27 protein-coding genes are annotated in these 23,789 nt (G+C 47.4%); 18 read left to right on the forward strand and 9 right to left on the reverse strand.

Features of this window, described 5'->3' with window-relative positions:
- Positions 1-94: 94 nt before the first annotated feature.
- The 3 genes from mprF to NYE42_RS04200 all read left to right on the forward strand — a co-directional run bounded on the left by mprF (position 95) and on the right by NYE42_RS04200 (position 4,305).
- The gene (gene mprF / locus NYE42_RS04190) at positions 95-2,665 is read left to right on the forward strand and encodes a bifunctional lysylphosphatidylglycerol flippase/synthetase MprF (RefSeq protein WP_144664954.1); all 2,571 of its coding nucleotides are present in this window, start codon (positions 95-97) and stop codon (positions 2,663-2,665) included.
- Between the two features lie 94 nt (positions 2,666-2,759).
- Positions 2,760-3,644: a PhzF family phenazine biosynthesis isomerase gene (locus NYE42_RS04195; protein ID WP_062623296.1), complete on the forward strand. Its 885-nt coding sequence runs from the start codon at positions 2,760-2,762 to the stop codon at positions 3,642-3,644.
- Positions 3,645-3,720: 76 nt separating this feature from the next.
- Positions 3,721-4,305: a nitroreductase gene (locus tag NYE42_RS04200; RefSeq protein ID WP_007408549.1), complete on the forward strand. Its 585-nt coding sequence runs from the start codon at positions 3,721-3,723 to the stop codon at positions 4,303-4,305.
- A gap of 39 nt (positions 4,306-4,344) precedes the next feature.
- Here the strand turns inward: NYE42_RS04200 and NYE42_RS04205 are convergent, their stop codons facing one another.
- The 3 genes from NYE42_RS04205 to NYE42_RS04215 form a co-directional block, all read right to left on the reverse strand.
- Positions 4,345-4,536 (reverse strand): YfhD family protein, encoded by a 192-nt coding sequence (locus NYE42_RS04205; protein WP_003155508.1) that lies wholly within the window; start codon positions 4,534-4,536, stop codon positions 4,345-4,347.
- 70 nt (positions 4,537-4,606) lie between these two features.
- Positions 4,607-4,717 (reverse strand): YfhE family protein, encoded by a 111-nt coding sequence (locus NYE42_RS04210; RefSeq protein ID WP_003155504.1) that lies wholly within the window; start codon positions 4,715-4,717, stop codon positions 4,607-4,609.
- Between the two features lie 57 nt (positions 4,718-4,774).
- The gene (locus NYE42_RS04215; protein WP_352426782.1) at positions 4,775-5,674 is read right to left on the reverse strand and encodes a TIGR01777 family oxidoreductase; all 900 of its coding nucleotides are present in this window, start codon (positions 5,672-5,674) and stop codon (positions 4,775-4,777) included.
- Between the two features lie 91 nt (positions 5,675-5,765).
- Here NYE42_RS04215 and recX point away from each other — a divergent pair, with 91 nt between their 5' ends.
- The 3 genes from recX to NYE42_RS04230 all read left to right on the forward strand — a co-directional run bounded on the left by recX (position 5,766) and on the right by NYE42_RS04230 (position 8,216).
- Positions 5,766-6,557, forward strand: a complete 792-nt coding sequence (recX, locus tag NYE42_RS04220; protein WP_352426783.1) for a recombination regulator RecX — start codon at positions 5,766-5,768, stop codon at positions 6,555-6,557.
- Between the two features lie 6 nt (positions 6,558-6,563).
- A complete protein-coding gene (locus tag NYE42_RS04225) occupies positions 6,564-6,878 on the forward strand; it encodes a YfhH family protein (protein ID WP_077391961.1) in 315 nt (104 codons plus the stop codon).
- A gap of 144 nt (positions 6,879-7,022) precedes the next feature.
- On the forward strand, positions 7,023-8,216 hold the full coding sequence (locus tag NYE42_RS04230; RefSeq protein ID WP_144664963.1) for an MFS transporter: 1,194 nt from the start codon (positions 7,023-7,025) through the stop codon (positions 8,214-8,216).
- Between the two features lie 39 nt (positions 8,217-8,255).
- On the opposite strand, the gene NYE42_RS04235 is transcribed toward NYE42_RS04230, so the two are convergent.
- The 3 genes from NYE42_RS04235 to NYE42_RS04245 all read right to left on the reverse strand — a co-directional run bounded on the left by NYE42_RS04235 (position 8,256) and on the right by NYE42_RS04245 (position 9,816).
- The gene (locus tag NYE42_RS04235; RefSeq protein WP_144664956.1) at positions 8,256-8,645 is read right to left on the reverse strand and encodes a DUF2606 family protein; all 390 of its coding nucleotides are present in this window, start codon (positions 8,643-8,645) and stop codon (positions 8,256-8,258) included.
- Entirely contained in the window at positions 8,608-9,519 is a 912-nt protein-coding gene (locus tag NYE42_RS04240; protein WP_014417237.1) for a serine protease, read from the reverse strand. Before NYE42_RS04240 ends, NYE42_RS04235 begins: the two co-directional genes overlap by 38 nt.
- 144 nt (positions 9,520-9,663) lie before the next feature.
- Positions 9,664-9,816, reverse strand: coding sequence for a small, acid-soluble spore protein K (locus NYE42_RS04245; protein ID WP_003155495.1), 153 nt, complete (start codon positions 9,814-9,816; stop codon positions 9,664-9,666).
- 123 nt (positions 9,817-9,939) lie between these two features.
- Here NYE42_RS04245 and NYE42_RS04250 point away from each other — a divergent pair, with 123 nt between their 5' ends.
- The 6 genes from NYE42_RS04250 to NYE42_RS04275 all read left to right on the forward strand — a co-directional run bounded on the left by NYE42_RS04250 (position 9,940) and on the right by NYE42_RS04275 (position 15,951).
- Positions 9,940-10,209: a YfhJ family protein gene (locus NYE42_RS04250; protein WP_003155492.1), complete on the forward strand. Its 270-nt coding sequence runs from the start codon at positions 9,940-9,942 to the stop codon at positions 10,207-10,209.
- Between the two features lie 127 nt (positions 10,210-10,336).
- Positions 10,337-10,864: an SH3 domain-containing protein gene (locus tag NYE42_RS04255; RefSeq protein WP_062623300.1), complete on the forward strand. Its 528-nt coding sequence runs from the start codon at positions 10,337-10,339 to the stop codon at positions 10,862-10,864.
- A gap of 85 nt (positions 10,865-10,949) precedes the next feature.
- Positions 10,950-11,285 (forward strand): SdpI family protein, encoded by a 336-nt coding sequence (locus tag NYE42_RS04260; RefSeq protein ID WP_062623301.1) that lies wholly within the window; start codon positions 10,950-10,952, stop codon positions 11,283-11,285.
- Positions 11,278-12,138 carry an alpha/beta hydrolase gene (locus tag NYE42_RS04265; RefSeq protein WP_015417065.1) on the forward strand — a complete coding sequence of 287 codons (861 nt, stop codon included), beginning with the start codon at positions 11,278-11,280 and terminating at the stop codon, positions 12,136-12,138. Before NYE42_RS04260 ends, NYE42_RS04265 begins: the two co-directional genes overlap by 8 nt.
- A gap of 210 nt (positions 12,139-12,348) precedes the next feature.
- Positions 12,349-13,329 carry a glycosyltransferase family 2 protein gene (locus NYE42_RS04270; protein WP_003155484.1) on the forward strand — a complete coding sequence of 327 codons (981 nt, stop codon included), beginning with the start codon at positions 12,349-12,351 and terminating at the stop codon, positions 13,327-13,329.
- Between the two features lie 36 nt (positions 13,330-13,365).
- Positions 13,366-15,951, forward strand: coding sequence for a YfhO family protein (locus NYE42_RS04275; RefSeq protein WP_352426784.1), 2,586 nt, complete (start codon positions 13,366-13,368; stop codon positions 15,949-15,951).
- Here the strand turns inward: NYE42_RS04275 and NYE42_RS04280 are convergent.
- A complete protein-coding gene (locus tag NYE42_RS04280) occupies positions 15,948-16,931 on the reverse strand; it encodes a metal-dependent hydrolase (protein WP_003155481.1) in 984 nt (327 codons plus the stop codon). The two genes, NYE42_RS04275 and NYE42_RS04280, sit on opposite strands and share 4 nt — an antisense overlap.
- Before the next feature lie 225 nt (positions 16,932-17,156).
- Here NYE42_RS04280 and mutY point away from each other — a divergent pair, with 225 nt between their 5' ends.
- Positions 17,157-18,254: an A/G-specific adenine glycosylase gene (gene mutY / locus NYE42_RS04285; protein WP_012117124.1), complete on the forward strand. Its 1,098-nt coding sequence runs from the start codon at positions 17,157-17,159 to the stop codon at positions 18,252-18,254.
- 6 nt (positions 18,255-18,260) lie between these two features.
- Here mutY and NYE42_RS04290 read toward each other — a convergent pair whose 3' ends face one another.
- A complete protein-coding gene (locus tag NYE42_RS04290) occupies positions 18,261-18,485 on the reverse strand; it encodes a hypothetical protein (RefSeq protein WP_352426785.1) in 225 nt (74 codons plus the stop codon).
- A gap of 81 nt (positions 18,486-18,566) precedes the next feature.
- Here NYE42_RS04290 and fabL point away from each other — a divergent pair, with 81 nt between their 5' ends.
- The 5 genes from fabL (at position 18,567) to NYE42_RS04315 (ending at position 22,474) form a co-directional block, all read left to right on the forward strand.
- Complete coding sequence (gene fabL / locus NYE42_RS04295; protein WP_032870733.1) at positions 18,567-19,319, forward strand: enoyl-[acyl-carrier-protein] reductase FabL; 753 nt, start codon at positions 18,567-18,569, stop codon at positions 19,317-19,319.
- 66 nt (positions 19,320-19,385) lie between these two features.
- On the forward strand, positions 19,386-19,556 hold the full coding sequence (locus NYE42_RS04300; RefSeq protein WP_032870737.1) for a gamma-type small acid-soluble spore protein: 171 nt from the start codon (positions 19,386-19,388) through the stop codon (positions 19,554-19,556).
- Positions 19,557-19,716: 160 nt separating this feature from the next.
- Complete coding sequence (locus NYE42_RS04305; RefSeq protein WP_003155476.1) at positions 19,717-19,983, forward strand: YgaB family protein; 267 nt, start codon at positions 19,717-19,719, stop codon at positions 19,981-19,983.
- 135 nt (positions 19,984-20,118) lie between these two features.
- The gene (locus tag NYE42_RS04310; RefSeq protein ID WP_003155475.1) at positions 20,119-20,649 is read left to right on the forward strand and encodes a DUF402 domain-containing protein; all 531 of its coding nucleotides are present in this window, start codon (positions 20,119-20,121) and stop codon (positions 20,647-20,649) included.
- Between the two features lie 82 nt (positions 20,650-20,731).
- The gene (locus tag NYE42_RS04315) at positions 20,732-22,474 is read left to right on the forward strand and encodes an ABC transporter ATP-binding protein (protein WP_014417243.1); all 1,743 of its coding nucleotides are present in this window, start codon (positions 20,732-20,734) and stop codon (positions 22,472-22,474) included.
- A 79-nt stretch (positions 22,475-22,553) separates the two neighbouring features.
- On the opposite strand, the gene NYE42_RS04320 is transcribed toward NYE42_RS04315, so the two are convergent.
- Complete coding sequence (locus tag NYE42_RS04320; RefSeq protein ID WP_039252280.1) at positions 22,554-23,621, reverse strand: aromatic acid exporter family protein; 1,068 nt, start codon at positions 23,619-23,621, stop codon at positions 22,554-22,556.
- Positions 23,622-23,789 lie beyond the last annotated feature (168 nt).

Genomic DNA, 23,789 nt, shown 5'->3' on the forward strand with positions numbered 1-23,789 from the left:
TTTTGTTTGAATGTGAGGTGGTAGTGTATAATATGTTGGAGATTATTGGGGGAATTAAAATAAATAAGCTATTTTATGATGATTGGAGAGAACATTGCTGACTAAAAAGAATGCCTTATCGATATTAAAAGTATTATTTCCTATTGCAGTTTTGCTTTTAGTCATTTATCAGTCCAAAAAGGAATTGACAGACCTTTCTTTTAAACGAACGCTGTACATTATTAACGGGATTGAGCGTTACGATTTATTTATTCTCGTTCTGCTCGGCCTTCTTGCCGTCAGCGCGATGTCCTTTTATGACTTTGTGCTGAAACGGACGCTTCGCCTCAACATTCCGAATTGGAAAGTATTCAGGGTCTCTTTTATCGCCAATTCCTTTAACAATGTCCTTGGATTCGGCGGTCTGGCGGGTGTCGGGCTGCGGACGATGCTATACAAAGAACATACGAATGACGTAAAACGCCTCGTCGCAGGCATCGCCTGGCTTACGTCCTCAGCGCTGCTCGGGCTGTCCGTCTTCAGTATCCTGACCATCGCCCGGGTTCTGCCGGTTGGAGAGATTACAGGTGAGAAACCGTGGCTGTGGGCTGTTATCGCCGGAGTGGCGCTTATTGTGCCGGCAGCCTTAATCGCCGCTGGGATCAACAATAAAAAAGCTGGCGCAGAAGACGGTGAAGCAAAACCGAGGCATCCGGTTTTTTCTTATATCGGGGCATCGTTTGCCGAATGGTTTGCGGCGGCTGTCGTCATGTATTATTCCCTGTATGTCATGGGAATTCACGCGGATGTCCGCCATGTATTCGGGGTATTTGCCATTGCCGCTATCGGGGGAATCATCAGTCTTGTGCCGGGAGGATTCGGTTCGTTTGACCTTCTGTTTCTGCTCGGCATGCAGAATATGGGCTTTCCGCAGGAGGCGGTTGTGACATCCATCGTCATCTACCGGATTGTGTATTCATTTATTCCGTTTGTGTTCGGGCTGTTCTTTGCGGCTGGCGATTTAACGGAAAATACGCTTAAACGGCTGGAATCAAATCCGAAGATGGCGCCTGCTGTGGAAACGACGAACGTGCTTCTCGTATTCCAGCGCGCTATCTTAATCAGGGTACTTTACGGTTCGCTGTCGCTTTTGGTTTTCATGGCGGGAGTCGTCGTGCTGGCGTCCGTCGCCCTGCCGATTGACAGGGAGACGGTCATCCCGCATATTCCGCGCCCGGCGCTCCTTGCGTTTAACGCGTTATCGTTAAGCGCGGCTTTGATTCTTTTAATCCTGCCGATTGAATTATACAAACGGACGAAACGTTCTTATTCAATGGCGGTTGCCGCGCTGGTCGGCGGTTTTGTGTTCAGTTTCTTAAAAGGATTGAACATCAGCGCGATCTTTATTCTGCCTGTCGTCATCGTATTGCTTGTGCTGTTAAAGCGGCAGTTTATCAGAGAGCAGGCTTCGTATACGCTCGGCCAGATGATTTTTGCGGCCGCTCTGTTTATTATCGCCTTGTTTAACTACAATCTCATTGCCGGCTTTATTTGGGATAAAATGAATCGGCTCTTGCGCCACGACTATTTCGTCCATAACAATTCGCACATTACATATGCCACGATGACGGCCATTATTGTTGTGCCGCTGTTTTTCCTTTTGTTTACGTTCTTTTATCATAAAAGATCGAAGCCGATCGGAGAAGAGGCCGATCCTGAACGGCTGAAGTCCTTTTTGGCGGAAGAAGGCGGAAATGCGCTCAGCCATCTCGGCTTTCTCGGGGATAAGCGGTTTTATTTCTCAAGCGACGGCAAAGCGCTTTTATTGTTCAGCCAGATTTCCAGAAGGCTTGTCGTGCTCGGGGATCCGTCAGGACAGAGAGACTCTTTTCCGCTTGTGATTGAGGAATTTCTGAATGAAGCGCATAAGCAGGGGCTGAGTGTCATGTTTTATCAGATCGAACGTGAAGATCTGGCGCTGTACCATGACTTCGGCTATAACTTCTTCAAGCTTGGAGAAGAAGCGTTCGTGGATATGGAGGCCTTTACGCTCTCAGGTAAGAAAAAAGCGGGGCTGCGGGCGATTAACAACAAATTTGACCGCGAAGGCTACACATTTCATGTCGGGGAACCGCCGTTTTCCTCCGAGTTTATCGCCAAACTGAAAGACATTTCGGACGAATGGCTCGGACCGAAAAAAGAGAAAGGTTTTTCTCTCGGTTTCTTCGACCGGGATTATTTGGAACAGGCGCCGATTGCTTACGTGAAAGACGAGGAAGGGGAGATCATCGCTTTTGCCAACCTGATGCCGATGTATCAGGAAGGCGAGATATCCGTCGACTTGATGCGTTATCGGAAAAGCGCGCCGAACGGTATTATGGACGCGCTTTTCATCCGGCTGTTTCTCTGGGCGCAGGAAAAAGGCTATACTACCTTCAATATGGGCATGGCGCCTTTGTCAAACGTAGGTACGGCTTTTACATCTTTCTGGTCGGAAAGAATCGCGGCCGTCATCTTCAACAACGTCCGGTATATGTACAGCTTCAGCGGGCTGCGGGCCTTTAAAGAAAAATACAAACCGGAGTGGCGCGGGAAATACTTGGCGTACCGCAAAAACAGATCGCTGTCCGTCACGATGATTCTCGTCACCCGCCTGATCGGAAAAACCAAAAAAAGACGCCGTTAAAAGGCGTCTTTTTTTTCGAAGAATTAACCAAAAATTCTAATTTTGCTCTGTTATACTGAATAACATGATCATAAGGTGAAAGGAAGGCTGATGAATGAAACAGGCAACCGTGTTTAAATATGAAGCGTTTTCCGATATTCCGGATTTGGGAAATCCCGCGGGAATCGTCTTTAACGGAGATGATTATTCAGATGAAGAGATGCAGATGATCGCCGAAATGGCAGGGTACAATGAAACCTCATTTCTCTGTAAAAGCGGGGAAGCCGATCTGCGCATCCGCTATTTTACACCCGGCCACGAAATGAATTTATGCGGACATGCTACCGTCGCCTCTCTTTACGCATTAATTGAAAAGGGAAGGCTTCAGGCTGATCAGACATATCAAATTGAAACAAAAGCCGGCATTCTTCCCGTAAAAGCCGCTGAACGAAGCGGCCGGGTATACATCACACTCGATCAGGCTCCTCCGCAATTTCTGCCGTTTACGGGCGACAAAGAAAAGCTTGCGGCCTCGCTCGGGATTACGGCTGAGGATTTTCACAGCGGGCTGCCGATTGTCTACGGATCAACGGGGATCTGGACACTGATTGTTCCGCTGAGATCACTTAAAGCATCACGGAATATGGTGCCGGACAACGCACAATTCCCCGCTATTTTGCGCGATCTTCCGAAAGCGAGCGTTCATCCGTTTTCTCTGGAAACCGTTCATCCGGAAAGTGATCTGCACGGACGCCATTTTTCTTCCCCTTTCTCCGGAACGACCGAAGATCCTGTCACGGGAACCGCTTCAGGCGTCATGGCAGCCTATATGCGGCAATACGGAGGCTCTGAAGCCGAATGCCTCACGATTGAACAAGGCCAGGAAATCGGGAAAGACGGAAAAGTGGAAATCAGGATCGCGGAGGAAAACGGAGAGATGAACATCAAGATGACGGGAACGGCCGTGTATGCCGAAACAATCAATTTTCAGCTTCCGTAACGGTTTACAAAAGCCGGTCGTATCCGTTATATTATAAATGATAATCATTTTCATTTGGATAGGAAGGTGAATCGGCATGCCGAAAACCGAACAATTACAGCAAAACGAAAGTCTTGCACATACAATCAGAAACAGAAGATCCATCCGGTCGTTTAAACCGGAAACCGTACCTTCTGAAGTCATATTAGATATGCTTGAAACGGCCGTTTACGCACCGAACCACAGGCTGACGGAGCCATGGCGTTTTATCTACGCAGCAAGCGAAGCGGGAAAAGCAAAGCTTGCGGACAGCTACGTCTCATTTTTCAAAAAGATAAAAGATGATTTCAACGAGGAAAAAGAGCGGAACATGAGAAAAAATCTCAGCGCCGTTCCGGGATTTTTGCTGGTCGTCTTAAAAGAAGATGAAAATGAATTTACGAGAAACGATGATTTCGCGGCGCTGAGCGGCATGATTCAAAACCTTCAGCTTCTCGCACATGAAAACGGCATCGGCATGGTCTGGAAAAGCGGCCGCATTATGTATGACAAACAGGTGCACCAAGACTTCGGCCTTGCTGACAATGAGCGCTTTGCCGCCATCATTCAAACGGGCTATCCGGATGAACAGCCTAAGGCGAAAGAACGGACGCCGGCAAAAAGCCTGTTTACCGAACTGTAAAAAAAATCCCCGTCTCTATACAGAGGCGGGGATTTCGTATTAGCGGGTTTTGCTTTTAGCTCTGTTGTCAGCGGCTTTCATCCGCGCCTGCGCTTCACGGTCAGCGGAATCAGCAAGCTCGCTTGAATATTCCTCATATGTGCCGTCTGTTTCGCGTTTCAAAGCATCCGGAACTTGAGGAAGTTTTTGTTTGTTTTTATCACGGTTTTTGTGAGTATGATTTCTGCCCATATCAATCGCCCCCTGAAAAAAGTGATATCAAACAAACATAGTATCTGCCCAATCCCGATCTTTATTCAGTTTATTTCCGCTTGGCTGCTCTTTCCGCTTTTTTGAATTCACCGGAATAAAGGACTTCCTGCATTTTTTTCAGATTGGCTCCCTGCTGATGTTTTTCGCGCTTCTTTTCCATAAAAGAAGACCCTCCTTCAAAACAGAATACCAATAGGATTGGCTTTTATTTCCGTTTTTATGCAGATAAGAGATCCTTTAAAGCGGAATCAAGTTCTTCATACGTAAATTGAAAACCGGATGTCAGCGCCTGCTTAGGCAGGGCGCGCTGGCCTTTTACGATCAGCAGGCTCATTTCTCCCAAGGCCTTCTCCAGAAAAAGTTCCGGTACGGGAATCCAATGGGGGCGGTGCAGGACGCCTGCGATCGTTTTTCCGAATTGCTTCATTTCCACGGGGTTCGGCGATGTCACATTCATGGGACCGGACAAGTCATCATGCTCCGCCGCAAAAGCAATAAGTTCCGCGGCGTCATCGACATGAACCCATGACAGCCACTGCCGTCCAGAGCCGATGGTGCCGCCGGCTAACAGCTTATAAGGGAGAACCATGAGCGGCAGGGCGCCTTTTTCACCGAGCATCACCCCGAATCTGGCATATACCGTCCGGATGCCGAGCGCTTCAATTTTCTGGCCTTCACGTTCCCACATATGAGCCGTATGACTGAGAAAATCTTCATTTGACGTATCTGACTGTTCGGTGAACGTTTTTTCTGTGCTTGTGCCGTAAATGCCGACGGCGCTGGCCTGAATCAAAGCCCGGGGTTTTTTCGGCTGCTGCTTCATAATCCGTCTGACTTCTCTCGTCGCTTCTATTCTGCTTAAGATGATTTGTTCCTTCGTTGTGTCCGTCCAGCGGTCAAAGATGGATTTGCCGGCGAGGTTCACCCATACATCAATAGGGGGAAGCTCGCGCTCAGGCGCCGCGTTTTCGGCCAGCCATTGAACATATGTCACATTTTTTTGTTCGGTTTCTCTCTGTTTTCTTGATAAAATATAGACATGATGTCCCCGGCGGGTAAACACACCTGTCAGATGCCGGCCCAGAAAACCAGTGCCGCCTGTCATCGCGATATTCATATCCATCTCTCCTTACACGTTGATACATATACTGTACCTCATTTGCCAAAAAGAAAAACGCCTGAACATCGGGGCGGGAAAGGAGACCGGGATGCCGTTTATTACAAAAATATCGACCCAAAAGAAAAATACCGAGCGCTTCAACATCTTTCTTGATGAGAAATATGCATTCAGCGTCGACGCCGACGTGCTTGTGCGTTTTGACCTGAAAAAAGGGAAAGAACTGGACGAGCTTGACATTCTTGAAATCCAGTACGGCGATGACGTGAAAAAAGCCTTTAACCGCGCCGTAGAATTTTTATCATACCGGATGCGCTCTGAAAAAGAAGTCCGGGATCATCTGAAGAAAAAAGAAACGCCGGACATGGTCATTTCTGAAGTCATCCATAAACTGTACGATTACAGCTACTTAAATGACAAAGAATTTGCCGAAGCCTATGCGAGCACCCACAAAAAAACAAACGGCAAAGGCCCTGACGTCCTGTTCCGCGAGCTGAAAGCGAAAGGAATAGACGACGATAGCATCAAGGAGACGCTCAGTGCGTTTACATTTGATGAGCAGATACAAGAAGCGCTGAAACATATCGGCAAAATCCTCAAAAAAGACAAAAAGCTGTCCACAAAAGAGATCAGACAGCGGGCGCAGATGCAGCTTCAGCGAAAAGGTTTCCCTTTCGACGTCATCAATGCCGCTCTGGAGCAGACGGAGTATGAAAATGATGATGAAGCCGAGATGGAGGCTCTGAAGGCTCATGCGGAAAAAGCGATCAGGAAATACCGCTATGACGGCAGTTATGAAAGCGGAATGAAGGTTAAACAGTACTTATTCAGAAAAGGATTCTCGATTGACGATATTGATCAATTCTTGCAGGAAGAGGAGTAAACTGAAATGGACAAACGATACAGTCAAATGACGCCTCATGAACTACAGACAGAAATTGCAGGACTGACGGAAAAAGCGCGAAAAGCGGAACAGATGGGCATTGTAAATGAACTGGCCGTGCTTGAACGGAAAATTACGATGGCCAAAGCTTACATGCTGAACCCGGAAGACTTTCGGCCCGGCGGGGTGTATCAGATAGAAGGTTCTAATGACACTTTCCGCATTGATTACATCAACGGCGTATTCGCCTGGGGACACAGATCTTCCCCGTCTGACGGGGAAGAAGCACTGCCGATTTCCGTTTTAAAAGAAAAAAAATAACAAAAGAGGCCGGTTACGGCCTCTTTTTCTTTTCGGGCACATTCGTTTCAACCTTTCAGTAAAAAATGATTGAATTCATTTTTGATATCTTTTAAGATGGAATTCGTTGTTTTTTTAATAAAAAGGAGGCGATTTGCGTTGAATATCAAAATGAAACAGCCATCAGTGAAATTAATGATTTTTGTTTTAATGATTTGCACATTTTCCATCGGGTATACGGAATATGCTGTCATGGGTATTCTGACGTCGATTGCCGATGACTTTCATATACATGTATCTTCAGCGGGCATGCTTGTTACGGCGTACGCAGCAAGCGTCTGCCTGACGGGCCCGATCGTAACCATTATCGCGGTTAAGCTGCCGAGAAAGCCGGTGCTGCTAGGGTTGATGGGCATCTTCGTCCTTGCCAACCTGATGAGCGTCTTTGCGCCAAACTTCGCCGTGCTGGCGATTTCCAGAATTTTATCCGCATCCATCCACGGAGCTTTTTTTGCGATCGCCATGGTGTTTGCGAGTGAAATGGTGCCGCCTGAAAAACGTTCCGCCGCCGCGGCTTCCATGAACGGCGGATTAACCGTGGCGCTGATGCTCGGTGTCCCGTTCGGCTCTTATTTAGGGGATGCCCTTAACTGGCGGGCCGTCTTTTTCATTATTTCCGTTTTAGGCATGATCGGGCTGATCGGACTGATGCTGGTCGTACCGAACCGGAAACCGAAAGTGATTCCGATGCTGATGAATGAATGGAGTGTCTTTAAGCATAAGCAAGTGATTTTTTCCTTTGCGATCACCATTCTCGGCTACTCAGGCGTATTTATCGCTTACACGTTTATTGAGCCGATTTTAAGAGATTCAGCGGGGTTCGGCACAGTCGGCATTACAGGCGCATTATTTGCCTACGGTCTCGGCGGAGTGGCGGGGAATTTCTTCGCGGGGAAAGTGCCGCTCAAACTGCTGACACGCACGATGATCGGTGTGATGATCGGCTTGATCGGCGTCTTGGCGATTTTCCCTTATATCGCTGTTTTTCCCGCCGCCGCCGTTTCAGCGACATTTTTGTTCGGCGCATGTGCGTTCGGCACGCCGCCGCTTTTGCAGACCAAGGTTATTTCTTCCTCTGAAAACGGCACGACAATCGCCGCTGCGGTGAGCGTTTCCGCCTTTAACCTGGCAAACGCGCTCGGCGCCTGGATCGGCGGATTGATTCTCGGGGGAACGGGATCTTACTCATGGCTGTTTGCCGGCGGTGCGCTGATGACGGCTCTCGGCCTTGTGCTTTCCACGTTCGCTCATCTGTCAGAGAAGAAAGATGTTTATGAATACCAAATGCATAAAGGATAACAAAAAGCTTGCAGGGGATATTCCGCCTGCAAGCTTTTTTCAGCGTTTCAATGTAATGCTGATCACCGTATGTTTATCACTCTCAGCTAAGGAAATATTCCGGGTTTCCGGTACTCCGTCTTTTTCAAAAACGACGGCATAGGTTCCTTTCGCGCCGCTTTTCCATGCAATCTCGCCGTGGTGATCAGTCTTGCCTATTATCTCCCCGCGGTCTATATTCGGCTGATGATCTGACTCCGCCGCTTTCATCACGGTGACCGTCACACCGGCCGCCGGTGAGCCGTCTGCATCCTCAACATGGAGCGTAACAGGCAGTGCTTTTTTGGCGGCGGAATCATCCGCTTTGCCGCATCCGCATAAAACGGCCGCCGCGAGAAAGAAAACAAAAGCTTTATTGATTTGACCAATATTGAATGTTGTCGAATACACTGTTTGTCACCCTTGTTCCCAAATTGTAAGACGACCCGCCGTTTGTATGAATGGCAATGGCGGTCTGGCCGGTGTCGCTGTAATTGCGGTAAACGGGCGATCCGCTCTGGCAGCCGAACGTATCTGTCGTGTAAGTAAGTTTATATGTCTCGGCAGAACGTATCGGCTTGCTGTCCGACCACATGGAACCGGACACTTTGTCGCACGGATATCCTGTCACGGTTGAGGAAAGCCCGGCCGGACTGGAACTGTTGGTCGTCCGGTAGCCGTACCAGCCGACAGTATTCCCGGGCGACCCGTTTACTTTGATTGCGCCGTAGTCATAGTTTGTGTCACCGTTTTCTGTCCACCCTTTGACACTGTAGAATGTCTTTCCTGAATAAGAGCCGTACGGGTACGATGACCCGTTGCGGCCGGGAGCTGCCGTAATTTTCGATGCCCAGCCGTTTTTCTGGTCATACACGCAATGTCCCGCCGTAACGATCGTGTCGGCATTGACAAAAAAACCGGTGCATCCGTAGGTGCTTGTGCTGCCGCTGTATGTGACGGTCAGCTGTGCTGTCGCGCGATATGGAAATGATGTTGTAGGAGAAATTCTGATTCGTTCGTCTGTCCCAATAATACTGGAAGGCTTTAATGACTTGATGTCAGCTTTGCTGTTTTGTGCAAGCTGTCTTTTGGTGAGACCCGTTCCTTCATAAGCGGGGGATGTCTGTGTTGTTTGTACAGGCTGATTCAGATGTGCGTCAAACTCCTCACCGCTGTTTGATACAGATGTCTGCGGGCTGCCCGCTGCTTCAGCTGAAACAGCAAATAATGAAACTGACAGTAAGAATGCGGTAAGGCTCAGCAATCGTTTTGAAACTGTCTTCATTTTATAAAACCCCTCCTTTTTTGTCTACCGGCTTTCGGTTGAACATTTAACATATTATGGAATTTATTTAGCGTTATGACCGCAAAAGAATGTTTTTCTCCGCAAAAAAAAGACCGGGTCATTCCCGGTCTCTTACGGTGTGTGTTATCGTCTGCCTGAAGCTCTCATGCGTTCTTGCGGGTGCGAATTAATTGAACCGTCCGCCCGTTTAGAAGCGTAGTCATCCTTTGCCCGCGGTTCGCCTTCAAACTTATTATTGTTCTGATTAGGAAATCCTTTTGCCTTGTTCCGGACCATTTGTTTTCCCCCTCGGCCAATATCAAAAGGTTGCGCCTTCTGGACTGAAGACGTAAAGTTAGTATATGCCTGTGACAAGCTGCGTAAAAGCAGCAGGTTTTCCCAAGGAAAGGAGACAGAGACATGAATACATATATCGACAAACTGACGAATTTGCTGCTTGAGAAAAATGACATGCTCAGCTATTTGCAAGCGCGAACTTGGGTTGAGCTTTTATGGGGAGATTTCGAAGCGACTTACGCAAAAGCCGGCCGCCCGTATCAAGGAGAGCAAATGACGGAACGCGTCGTCAAGGAATGGATCGAATCATACGGCAGCAAGCTCCATATGTTCCAGAGCGTTCGGGAAGACGTTTCTCATTATTTGGATCAAAGCAGGGGTCTCCTGCATTAACATAGCAGTGCGCCCGCCGGATATCGTCCGGCGGTTTTTTTTATAAAAGAAATAGGAAAATCATGTTTGGCGACCGGCGGAATGTGGAAATGTGTAATAACTTATAAAATAGCGGGGAGGAACCACAATGAACATGAAAAAGGGGTTAACCGCATTTATTCCGGCCGCAGGACTTTGCTTATTTTTAGCCGCAGGCACCGTTTTTTTCGATCCGGCAGCGAATGCCGCAGCAGTTCACCAGACAAAAATAGACACCGCAGCAGATACATATATCGTGAAAGCAGGAGAACTTAACGTCCGCAAAGAACCAAATAAACAGGGGGCGATTATCGGCACGCTTCGTTCAGAGGATTCCGTAAAGGTTAAACGGCTTCAAGGAACAGATTGGGCTGAGATTGACTACAAAGGGCACAAAGCCTATATTTCCACGCATTTTCTGATGAAGCAGCCGGTGAAGGCGGTGACCGCGAAACAAACCGCCTTTTATACGCCGACTTTGGAAACCGGCAAAAAAGGGTCCGTTAAAGCGGGTGAAACCGTCAATGTGCTCGGCTGGGGGTTCAGCCATGACGGAGGATTTGACCGTAAATGGGCGTACGTCACATACGGCGGGAAAGCAGGTTATGTGAAAACGGCCGACTTAACTCAAAAATAAAGATTCAGGCAGGCGAATGAGCCTGCTTTTTTTCTGAAACCTTCCGCCTTTCCTTTCGTAAAAGATGAAAAGGAGAGTGAGGGATATGATAATGGTAATCGGCGGCCTTCTGATGGCTGCGGCCGGCATTTTAGTCACATTTTTTCCGCCGAAGTCGATCAACAGCCTGTACGGATATCGGACGAAGCGCTCTATGGCGGATGAGTCGCAGTGGAAAGAAGGCAATCGATTCAGTGCGCTCCTCATGATTTTGTTCGGCCTTATTTCGGCGGCAGCTGGATTTGCGGGCAGCCTGCTTATCCGGCTGACTCAGCCGTTCGCCCTGATCGTTCAGGCCGTATTGTTGATTGTGATCAGCGTACTGATCATCGTCTTAACAGAAAGAAGATTGAATCAAACGGGGAGGAGAATCGATGAATGACATTACGTTTCACATGATCGAAACAAACGGAGTGACGCTGCACACGGCTTCAGCCGGTCCGAAAGACGGTCCTTTGGCGGTGCTGCTGCACGGGTTTCCGGAATTCTGGTACGGCTGGAAGAGTCAGATCAAACCGCTGGCGGATGCCGGATACCATGTTGTCGTGCCTGATCAGCGCGGCTATAATCTCAGTGACAAACCGGAGGGCATTGAAAACTATACCATTGATACGCTCAGAGACGACATTATCGGGCTGATCACGCATTTTACAGATGACAAAGCCGTCGTCATCGGCCACGATTGGGGAGGAGCCGTGGCCTGGCATTTAGCATCCACGCGGCCGCAATACGTTGAAAAATTGATCACGGTCAATATCCCGCACCCGGCGGTTATGCGGAAGGTCACACCGTTCTACCCGCCGCAGTGGAAGAAAAGCTCTTATATCGCTTTCTTTCAGCTGCCGGAAAAGCCGGAACGGAGATTGTCTGAAGACAATTACCGCGTATTGGATCACGCGATCGGCTTATCCGAACGACCGGCGCTTTTTTCACGGGAAGATGTCGACAGCTACAAAGAAGCTTGGGGCAGAAAAGGAGCGCTCACGGCGATGCTGAACTGGTACCGGGCGATCAGAGCCGGCGGTTTAGGCCCTGCCGTTCCGCTTAAAATGCCCGTTCCGTACCGATTAATATGGGGCGTCAATGACCAAGCGCTGAGCAAAAAGCTCGCCAAGGAAACAAAACGGATGATTCCAAACGGCGACTTAATCTTCATAGATGATGCCTCACATTGGGTCATTCACGAAAAACCGCGCATCGTCAGCCATTTGATTCATGAATACCTTCAGCAATAAAGTCTGTCCCGCGTACAGACTTTTTCTTTTTTTTCTCATATCTGCCGAAAAACATGACAAAATATAAACCATATGCAGAAAAAATTTTCTTTCCCTGTAACAAAAAAATGGTTTAAACGTCATTAAAAAAAGGAAAAGCCTTACTGAAGTTTTGCGGACAATTCCTTTAAGGCCGTCCTAAAAAAAGAATAATACAAAGAAGGTGCCTTCATGAAACAAAGGTTAATCTCAATTATTATTCCGTCTTACAATGAAGGGAACAACGTCAAGCTCATTCATGAATCTTTAAAAAAAGAGTTTCAGACGATTCATTATGACTATGAAATTTTCTACATCAATGACGGAAGCGCGGATGACACCCTTCAGCAGATTAAAGAACTGGCCGCCAGAAACCATCGCGTCAAATACATATCTTTTTCCCGCAACTTCGGGAAAGAAGCGGCCATTTTGGCAGGATTTGAACACGTGCAGGGCGAAGCGGTAATCGTGATGGACGCCGATCTGCAGCATCCGACCCATCTGCTGAAAGACTTCATTCAAGGCTATGAAGAAGGGTATGACCAAGTCATCGCGCAGCGCAACCGAAAAGGGGACAGCCCCGTGCGTTCCGTGCTTTCTTCCCTGTATTATAAATTTATCAACAAAGCCGTCGAAGTGGACCTGCGTGACGGGGTCGGAGATTTCCGCCTGCTGAGCCGGCAGGCCGTTGATGCCCTTTTGAAGCTGAGTGAAGGAAACCGTTTCTCGAAAGGGCTGTTCTGCTGGATCGGGTTTGACCAGAAAATCGTATTTTATGAAAATGTCGAAAGGAAGAACGGCACGTCCAAATGGTCATTCAGCAATCTGTTCAACTACGGAATGGACGGTGTCGTCTCCTTCAACAACAAGCCCCTTAGGGTATGCTTTTTCACCGGTATTCTGATATTGCTTTTGTCGATGGTTTATATTGTAACGACCTTTGTTCATATTCTGACACACGGCGTGTCCGTACCCGGATACTTCACAATTATTTCCGCCGTGCTGTTTTTAGGGGGCATCCAGCTTTTGAGTCTCGGCATCATCGGAGAATACATCGGCCGGATTTACTATGAAACAAAAAAACGCCCGCACTATTTAATTAAAGAAGCGAATATAACGTACGGAGAACAAAATGAAACGAATTATACAAAAAAGCGCAAGTGGAACCATTAAACAGCCGCCGCTGTGCGCAGGGTCTGGGGACGTTGTATGAAAAAAAATAAATGGATCTTGCCGGCAGCCTGTGTGCTGGCTGCGGCAGCCGCTCATATTTTTTTCTTAAAAGAGTGGTCGCAAGGCCGCTATATGACGGGGTCTGGAGACGGGATCGCCCAAATGGCGGTCTTCAAAAAGCTGCTGTTTGATCAATATATGAACGGCAGGCTGTTTTACAGCTATTCGTTCGGACTGGGCGGGGGCGTGTACAGTCAGCTCGGCTATTATTTCTCTACTTCTTTTCTATTCCTGTTTATCTCCGCCGCTGTCCGCTTTTTGCAGCTTATTCAGCTGACGGGTGAGGCTGATGCGCTGTTTTGGGCGCAGGCCTCCGTTTTTATCAGCATCGCCAAGCAGAGTTTGATCATATTCACGGCGGCGTGTGTGTTCCGTTATTTCGTCAAACGGCCGGTGCCCGCTTTTGCCGGCGCCGTGTTGTACGGGGTCTCGATTATCTACTTCCGGCATGAGGTGTATTGGGACTTTTTCACTGACAGTATGGTGTGGCTGCCGCTGCTCGTGCTCGGCGCGGAAAAAATCATCAGGGAAAAAAAGCCGGCGTGGTTTATCTTCGCCTGTGCGCTGACATTGATCAACAACTTTTATTTTGCGTATATTAATCTGATTTTCATCGGCGTTTATATCTTATTCAGGTGGATGATCCCCCTTGAAGGCAATGAGGCGAAAAGGCTCACTCAATGCAGGATATTTATTCTGTCGGGTCTTCTCGGGTTCGGCATAAGCGCAGTTTCCTTTATTCCTGTCGTATACGGGTACCTTCATAATCTGCGGCCGCCGTATTCAGAGCATATTGCATGGCTTGATTTTTCCGACAATATTTTATTTTCTAGCCGGATTATCATCCTGCCGGCGGCTTTTTTGCTTTTTCTATTTACATTTACTTTATACAAAAATCGCTTGTTCCGTCTGTTTGCGGGAATCAGTCTGCTGTATATTCTGTTTCACTTCAGTCCGTTCGCGGCAAGTGCCTTTAACGGTTTTTCAGCTCCGCAGAACAGGTTTGAATACGTCCTGTGCTTCACGATTGCCGGAACGGTTTCAGCCGGGCTTTCTAAGCTTTCAGACATCAGCATGAAGAGTATGCTGATGTCCGCCGTACTCGTCGTTCTGCTCTATTGGAGCCAGGTGAGGCGGTACAGTCTGGATATTTCTGATCACGCCAACCTGCCCGTCATCCTTCTTCTGGTGCTGAGCATAGCCGCTTTCTTTGCAGCAAAGACAAGACTGAAAGGCGCGGTGCCCGCCGTCTATGCCGTCATTTTGCTTACGGCTGTGCTTACGGCTAATACATATGAAAAATATGCTTTATCAGAAGGCGGGAAGATTTATACGGTATCGCATACCTTTATGACGGGTGCTGACTATAAAGGCAAAGAGCAATCAGAGCTCATTCAGCGTCTGAAAGAAAAAGACCCTGATCCGTTTGCCCGTTTAGATTGGATGAACGGTGTTTTCAATAACACCCCGATCATATACGGGTTCAACGGATTCAGCGTATACTCAAGCATACTGAACCGCAATCTGCTGTCCTTTTACTGGAACGACCTCCAGATTGACATGGGCAGAGAAAGCGTCAGCCGCTATGCGACATTAGGAAACAGGGCTAATTTATACAGCCTGCTTTACGGAAAATATTATATGACGGAAAAAACAAACGAGGCCGGCGTGCCGTACGGGTTCAAAAAAATCATGGAATCAACCCATTATGCGGTTTATCAAAATCAATATATGCTTCCGTTCGTACGGACAGCCGATCGCGTATATAACGAGGGCGGCCTGAAAAAAGCGCCCGCCCTTGCCAGGGAACGGGCAATGCTTGACGGGATCGTCATGGAATCAAGCACAACCAACACGAAAAAAGCGCCTGAGGCGAAAAATATGATCGGCCATGCAGAGGTAGCGGCCGAACATGGCGATTATCATAACGGCATCCTGACGGTAAACGAAGACGGCGGCGGCCTGATCATTACGCCGCAAGCCGCTAAGATGGACGGCGGCGATTATTACGTCAGCTTTTATTTGAAGAATAAAGCGAAGGACCAGGGCTTTACATTAAAAGTGAACGATTACACGACAACGAGAAAATCGAATCAATCCATTTACAAAACAGGTGTCAACGATCTTACTGTCAGAGTGCCGAAAACAAAAAACATCCAAATCCGTCTGCCGAAAGGATCGTATCAGCTTGACAGACTGGCGCTTTATGAAGAACGGTACGATACGCTGAAAAACGCATACCGAAAAGCGGAAAAAGAACCGCCGGCCGATCTCAGCTGGCGCGGAAATACGCTTCATATCTCGTATGATAACAAAACCCGCGCGCCGTATATCATGCTTCCGGTTCCATATGAAAAAGGCTGGGAGCTGAAGATAAACGGCAGAAAAGAGCAGATTGAAAAAGCGGATTATTCCTTCATCGGATTTAAAGCGCAAAAAGGAAAAAACGATATTCAATTAACGTATTTCCCGCCGTTTTTTAAACCCGCGGCCGCTCTATCGGTGATCAGCCTCGTGTTTGCCGCTATATATGTGAGAAGACAAAAAAAGCCCGGCTCTTAAACAGAGCCGAGCTTTAATTTTTTCTGCAATTTTTCCTCGCTGAAAATCCAGCCCGTGTAAGAAGAGAGAAGCTCTAAATCATGACTGAGATGGACGATGGCGACAAAAGGATAGTGGCCTTTGCTCCGGTAGCGCAAATCAATAAAGCGCACCTCATAATGATCTTTAAAGGTATCGACCTCCCACCTGTAAACGGGGGAAAATGAAAGAAAGGCTGCAATATTTTCGTCCTGTTTCGCGGCCTTCATCACATCGGTTTCCGGAACGGGCACGCGGTTGAATGTATCCAATATCACGACATGGCCGTCAAGGCTTCTGCCGACATAAAAGGCATGCGCCGTCGTCACGGCGATACGCCACTGCCTGAATTTCATCGTCGGCGAAATAATGATGGTTTCAATCTCCTCTTCAATCATTTCGCGCAGCCTTCGCTTTATCCGCAGCTGCATCAAAAACCGGACGGCGTAATATCCTGCGAGGATGATATAAAGCATCAGAAATGTCACGCCCGGATGACCTCCGATATACCACACGGCAATCGCGGCCAAATGGCTGACGAAAATAAACGGATCAAAGGTATTGATTAAACCGAGAGCGATCCATTTTCTCGAAAACGGGCGGATGGCCTGCGTGCCGTACGCGTTAAAAATGTCAACAAACACATGCAAAACGACAGCGAGAAGCGTCCACAGCCACAGGTGCAAAAAGTTCGCTTCCGGATAAAACATAAACAAAATACCCGGAATCAGAACGGACCAAAATAAAACGGCGGGAATGGAGTGCGTGAACCCTCTATGATTTCGAATATAAACGGCATTATTTTTCAGCTTCAATATGGTATCAATATCAGGTGCCTGAGAGCCGGCAAGAGCGGCGATCATAACTGCCTGAGACATGGGGGTGTGCATGCCGACGGCAGGATCAAGAGTTGCGATTCCGCCAAGCGCGATACCCATGACAACGTGAGTGCCAGTATCCATTGTTGACCTCCTAGCAGGCGTTAACAATCAGTCGCCCGCATATTTCGCATTATAAGATATTCCCCATTTTCTGTTTGCCCAATCATGGCGTTTATCCGCCGTTCTCATATGTTTCCGCTTTTTCTTTATCACTATTTAATGTAACATATTATCGTAACGTGCCCTAAGTTTACACCAAAATACGGTGTCAAGAAAAGCGGAACCCGAAACATCTGAGGAGAAGATATGAACGCACTTGAAGAAAAAATGAAACAAAAAGATATAGACAAATTTCGCGAGGACTTAATTACATGGTTCGAAAGAGAACAGAGAATTCTGCCGTGGAGAGAAAATCAGGACCCGTATCGGGTGTGGGTGTCAGAGGTGATGCTGCAGCAGACGCGCGTAGAAACCGTTATCCCTTATTTCCGGCGGTTTGTTGAGCAATTTCCGACCGTTTCGGCGCTCGCTGAAGCCGATGAGGAAAAAGTGCTCAAAGCCTGGGAAGGGCTAGGTTATTACTCCCGTGTAAGAAATCTGCAAAGTGCCGTAAAAGAAGTGCATGAGCGGTACGGGGGAGTCGTCCCTGCCGAAGAAAAGGAATTTGGCGGACTGAAAGGCGTCGGCCCTTATACAAAAGGCGCCGTGCTCAGCATCGCATACAACAAACCGATTCCCGCCGTAGACGGCAATGTGATGCGTGTCATGTCGAGAATTCTTTCCATATGGGACGATATCGCAAAACCTAAAACCAGAACCATTTTCGAACAGGCGGTATCCGCTTTCATTTCTCATGAAAAACCATCTGAATTCAATCAGGGTTTAATGGAGCTCGGCGCGATCATCTGCACCCCGAAATCGCCGTCCTGCCTGCTTTGCCCCGTACAAAAGCACTGCTCGGCATTTGCGGAAGGGACAGAGCGGGAGCTGCCTGTTAAAAGCAAAAAGAAAAAGCCCGGAATAAAAACAATGGCAGCCGTTGTGCTGACAGACGATCAAGGCGATGTCTATATTCATAAACGGCCGCCAAAAGGCTTGCTCGCCAACTTGTGGGAGTTTCCGAATACCGAAACCCAGAAAGGAATCAAAACCGAAAGAGAGCAGCTTGAAGCCTATTTAGAAAAAGAGATGGGAACAACCGCTGAAATCGGGGAGCTGGAAGGCATCGTAGAACATGTTTTCACCCATCTCGTCTGGAATATTTCGGTCTTTTTCGGTAAAGTAAAACAAGTGTCGGATACAACGGAATTCATACGAGTCACAAAAGAGGAGCTCGAGGAATACGCATTTCCCGTTTCCCATCAAAAGATATGGAAAATGGCGGAAGAAAGCGGCCGCCTGTAAAAAGCGTCAGTCATAGCTGACGCGAGTGCCGTGGCCGTAATCCGCTTCATTCCGTTTCAGTCCGCCGCGGGCTTCGATTTCCTGAATCAGTTCCCGGTATTTGGACTGGCCTTCTTCGTTTAAATACGGCATAATTTGCTGGAAGGCATGATGGAAATAGGCGAGCTCTGAATCTCTCCAATCTTTTTTGGGCATCATGGCCAATTCGCCCATATAACGTCCGACATACATATAAAAGACCCCTTTCAACACATATTGCTTTTATTGTTTGTTGAATGAAAAGAACTATACACAGCAAGGAGCTGAGGAAAAATGGAACAAAATAAATGCGCACTGATCACGGGAAGCAGCCGCGGCGTCGGGAAAGCAGCCGCCATCAGACTCGCGGAAAAAGGATACAACATCGTCATCAATTACGCCCGCAGTAAAAAAGCAGCATTAGAAACCGCCGAAGAAATTGAAAAACTCGGCGTTAAAACGCTCGTCATTAAAGCCAATGTCGGCCAGCCGGCAAAAATCAAAGACATGTTCCGCCAGATTGACGAAACATTCGGCAGACTGGACGTGTTCGTCAATAATGCGGCTTCAGGCGTGCTGAGACCGGTCATGGAACTCGAAGAAACACACTGGGACTGGACGATGAATATCAATGCGAAAGCATTGCTTTTCTGCGCCCAGGAAGCGGCAAAGATGATGGAGAAAAACGGAGGCGGCCACATCGTCAGCATCAGCTCGCTCGGCAGCATCCGCTATCTTGAAAACTATACGACGGTCGGAGTCTCAAAAGCCGCTTTAGAATCGTTAACCCGTTATCTGGCGGTTGAGCTGTCTTCGAAAAATATCATCGTAAACGCGGTGTCAGGCGGAGCGATTGATACGGACGCGCTGAAGCATTTCCCTAACAGAGATGAACTGCTGGAAGATGCCCGCCAAAATACGCCGGCCGGCAGAATGGTCGAAATTAAAGATATGATCGATACGGTGGAGTTTTTAGTTTCTTCAAAAGCGGACATGATCCGCGGCCAGACCATTATTATTGACGGCGGACGTTCTCTGCTCGTATAAGTTTTAAAAAAAGATGAATAGCCTTATCGTCTCCTGCGCATTCTAAAGTGCGTGGAGGTGATAACAATGGCAAACTCAAAATTCAGCAAAACAGACGTTCAGCAGGTGAAAAAACAAAACCAGCAATCAGCTTCCGGTCAGGGTCAATTCGGCACTGAATTCGGCAGTGAAACTGATGTGCAGCAGGTAAGAAAGCAAAACCAATCTGCTGAACAAAACAAACAACAAAACAGCTAATCACTGAAACGAAAAAGCACTTCATCTTCGGATGGAAGTGCTTTTTTTTGTTGCCAAAACGACAAAACTTGTGATTCCTCTACAGAATGAGTCAAAGGGTTTTCCGGCGGAAAATCGAAATGGTAAGGAGTATCAACCTAAAAGCCTAAGGAGGAACCCGATGTCAGAGTTTGAAAAGCTTGTAAGTGAACAGATGAAAATCATGGATCAGCTTCTCGAGCTGCAGTCAGAACTTGACCGCTGCCGCCAGGTGGAAGCGGAACTCATCAGTCTGGAAAGAGATGCAAAGCTGGACAATGTACAGGACGAAATTGCGACAAAGCGAAAAGATCTGGCCGGCATACAGGAGTTATTCCAAAGGCAGACAGAGCAAGTCATCCAGTCTTATCGCAGCACGGAAAAGCCGTCTTCCTATGTGCAGAAATGAATGTGCCATTCCGGAAGCGGAGTGGTTCTTTTATTTTCATTTTTTAATTCGTAACGTTATAATAGTGAAAAGACTTGTCGGAAAGCAATTGCGGCTGCATTGACTGCAGGGCTTTACAGAAAGTAGGGGAGAAATATGGGATATCCCAAGGAAGGAGAAACCATTCAAATTCACAGCTATAAGCATAACGGGCTGCTTCATCGAATTTGGAATGAAACGACGATTTTAAAAAGTACGGAATTGTGTATCATCGGAGCCAACGACCGGACAATGGTGACGGAATCCGACGGACGGACGTGGGTGACGAGAGAACCGGCGATCTGCTACTTTCATGCCCGTCAGTGGTTTAACGTCATCGGAATGCTGAGAGATGACGGGGTACACTATTATTGCAACATCAGCTCGCCGTTCGCTTATGACGGAGAGGCCATCAAATATATTGATTACGATTTGGATGTCAAGGTGTTTCCGGATATGACGTATAACATTCTTGACGAGGATGAATACGATGACCACCGCAAATCAATGAATTACCCTAAAGAGATCGACAGCATTCTGAAGGAGTATCTGAATACGCTGCTGCACTGGATTCATCAGCGGAAAGGACCGTTTGCTCCGGAATTTGTTGATATGTGGTATGAACGGTATCTGCGCTATACAAAATAAAGAATACAATAAAAAACCTGTTGGGGTGTCAACAGGTTTTTCACATGGGCTCACACGCCTTAAAGAGAGAGGGGGATAAAGTGTGGGCGTAATCAGACGCTATATGCAATTTGTAAAACCTTATAAAAAACAAATTTTTATCACAGTGTTAATCGGCATCATAAAATTCTCCATCCCGCTGGCTCTCCCGCTGCTGTTAAAATACGTGGTCGATGACATTATTCAAGGGAGCGGAACGGCAAGCGCTAAAACATCATCGCTATTCACGATAATGGGCATCATGTTCGTGCTGTTTTTAATTCTGCGTCCCCCGGTAGAGTACTATCGGCAATACTTCGCGCAATGGACGGGCAGCCGGGTGCTCTATGATATCAGGGGGGTATTGTTTGATCATATTCAAAAATTGAGCCTGAGGTTTTATGCCAACACGAGAACGGGCGAAGTCATTTCCCGGGTGATAAATGATGTCGAACAGACAAAAGACTTTGTCATAACGGGACTGATGAATATCTGGCTTGATATGATGACGGTGCTGATCGTCATCTGCATTATGTTTACACTTGATGTCAAGCTGACATTGATATCTGTCATTTTGTTTCCGTTATACGGAATTTCAGTGAAATACTTTTACGGCCGCCTCCGAAAACTGACACGTGAGCGTTCTCAGGCACTCGCCCAAGTTCAGGGACATTTGCACGAAAGAGTTCAGGGGATGCCTGTCATCAGAAGTTTTGCCATTGAAGATTATGAACAAGCCAATTTTGATGAAAAAAACGGACATTTTCTGGACAGAGCGATCCGTCATACGAATTGGAACGCAAAAACGTTTGCAGTCGTGAATACCATTACGGATTTGGCGCCGCTGCTTGTTATCGCGTTTGCGGGTTATTTTGTCATAAACGGTCCGCTGACGGTAGGGACGATGGTTGCGTTCGTCGGCTATATTGACAGAATGTACAATCCGGTCAGAAGGTTGATCAACTCATCGACGACGCTGACCCAGTCGATCGCTTCAATGGACCGCATATTTGAATTTATCGACGAGCCGTATGAACTGACTGATAAACCGAATGCAGTAAAAGCTGACGGCATTAAGGGCGAAGTTGAATTCCGAAATGTCTCGTTCCGTTATGAGGAAGGAAAAGAAACGATTTTGCAGGACGTTTCCTTAAAGGTGACAAAAGGGGAAACCGTCGCGCTCGTCGGGATGAGCGGCGGCGGTAAATCGACGCTTGTCAGCCTCATACCGCGTTTTTATGATGTATCCGGCGGCAGCCTGCTGATTGACGGCACAGATATTCGCGATTATGAAGCGAGAAGCCTCCGCAATCAAGTCGGAATGGTGCTTCAGGATACGTTTCTGTTCAGTGAGACGATTCGTGAAAATATCGCCATTGGTAAACCGGGAGCGTCTCTGGATGAGGTGGTTGCGGCTGCGAAAGCGGCAAATGCCCATGAATTTATTATGAATTTCCCCGAAGGTTATGAAACCAAAGTCGGCGAACGGGGCGTCAAATTGTCAGGCGGGCAGAAACAGCGGATTTCCATCGCGCGTGTATTCTTAAAAAATCCGCCGCTGTTAATCTTGGATGAAGCGACATCGGCTCTTGATCTGGAAAGTGAACACTACATTCAGGAAGCGATGGAAAAGCTTGCCAAAAACCGGACGACATTTATCGTCGCCCACAGGCTGTCCACGATTACGCACGCGGATAAAATTGTCGTCATGGAAAACGGCGCCGTCGTCGAAACCGGCACGCACGAGGAATTAATGGCCCAAGGCGGCCAGTACAGACACTTATTTACGATTCAGAATTTGAACTGATACAAAAACGTATGCCGTCCGAATGGGCGGCATACGTTTTTTTGAATGCAAAAAAACCCGGTTTTACGGAAGCACCGGGTTACTCATCATCGTCTGTTTCTAGTTCGCTGTCTTTCGGGTGGTATGTCTGGAAACTCGTAATCAGTGTATCGAGATGTTCCAGCTGCTCACGGTATTCCGCAACCGCAGCCATAATGCTGAGCATATTGTAATCAAGCAGTTCATCCTCGCAGTTCTGCTGATTTTTCAAGAAAGACTTCGTCAAAAGCTGTTTATATCTTATGCTTTCTTCAGCATCGTCATCATGCGGTTTGATCTTGCCGACCGTCCGCATCAGAATCCTTTCGTGCCAATGAAGCAGATAATCAATTTCTTCTGTCAGCGTCTCCTGAAATTCCTCCGGCATATGATAAATCTCGTTTTCATAGCGGTGCAGCTTTTTCAGCGTATCAAGCGCCCGATTCGCCGTAATAATCGCCTGTCTGAACAATACAAGCTTGCGCGACTTTACATACGTCGTTTTCTTAAAGTAGCTTCTCTCCTCTTTATAAAGAAGGTACGTATGATCAAGCTTCATCATCTTTTCCTTCAGCTTCTCAATATCCTCTTTCAATATCGAGTGTTCCGTGGACTGGCGCATCGTCAGCCTGATCCATTTCATGATCTCATCGGTATATTCAACCGTATGATGAGTCAGCTTCGTTTCGTATTTCGGCGGAAGAAACACAAGGTTCACAATAAAAGAAGACAGCACGCCTAAAATAACGGTGCTTGTTCGTATCAGAGCGAACGTCAGGAAGCTGTTTCCCGGTGTTTCTAAAATCGCGATAACCGTCACGAGCGCAATCGAAATGGTGTGTTCAATTTTCAGTTTTAACATGATCGTGATGACAATCACTGCGGTCAATCCGATCATAATCGGACTCGGTCCGAAAATCAGTCCGAATGCCGTAGCGATGACAGCGCCGATGATATTTGCCTGAACCTGATCAATAATGATAAGAAAAGACCTGTAAATAGAGGGCTGTATGGCAAATATAGCTGCAATCCCGGCAAAGATCGGCGACGGAAGTCCGATCCATGATGCTAAGTAGAGCGCGAGCGTAATCGCAATCCCTGTTTTTAAAATGCGGGCACCAAGTTTCATTGGTTTGTGCGTGCATTCCTTTCTCTAATAAATTATGTGCCGAACGAACGGCTGACACTTACATTTCCCTGTTGGCTGATTTGCTAAACAATAAAGTAATATACAGGGATCATACCAATTATTCAAGGTCTTTTTTTGAAAAAACCATTATCTCACAAATCGGACAAA

Source organism: Bacillus sp. FSL K6-2865 (assembly GCF_040311405.1).
Classification (GTDB): Bacteria; Bacillota; Bacilli; order Bacillales; family Bacillaceae; genus Bacillus; species Bacillus velezensis.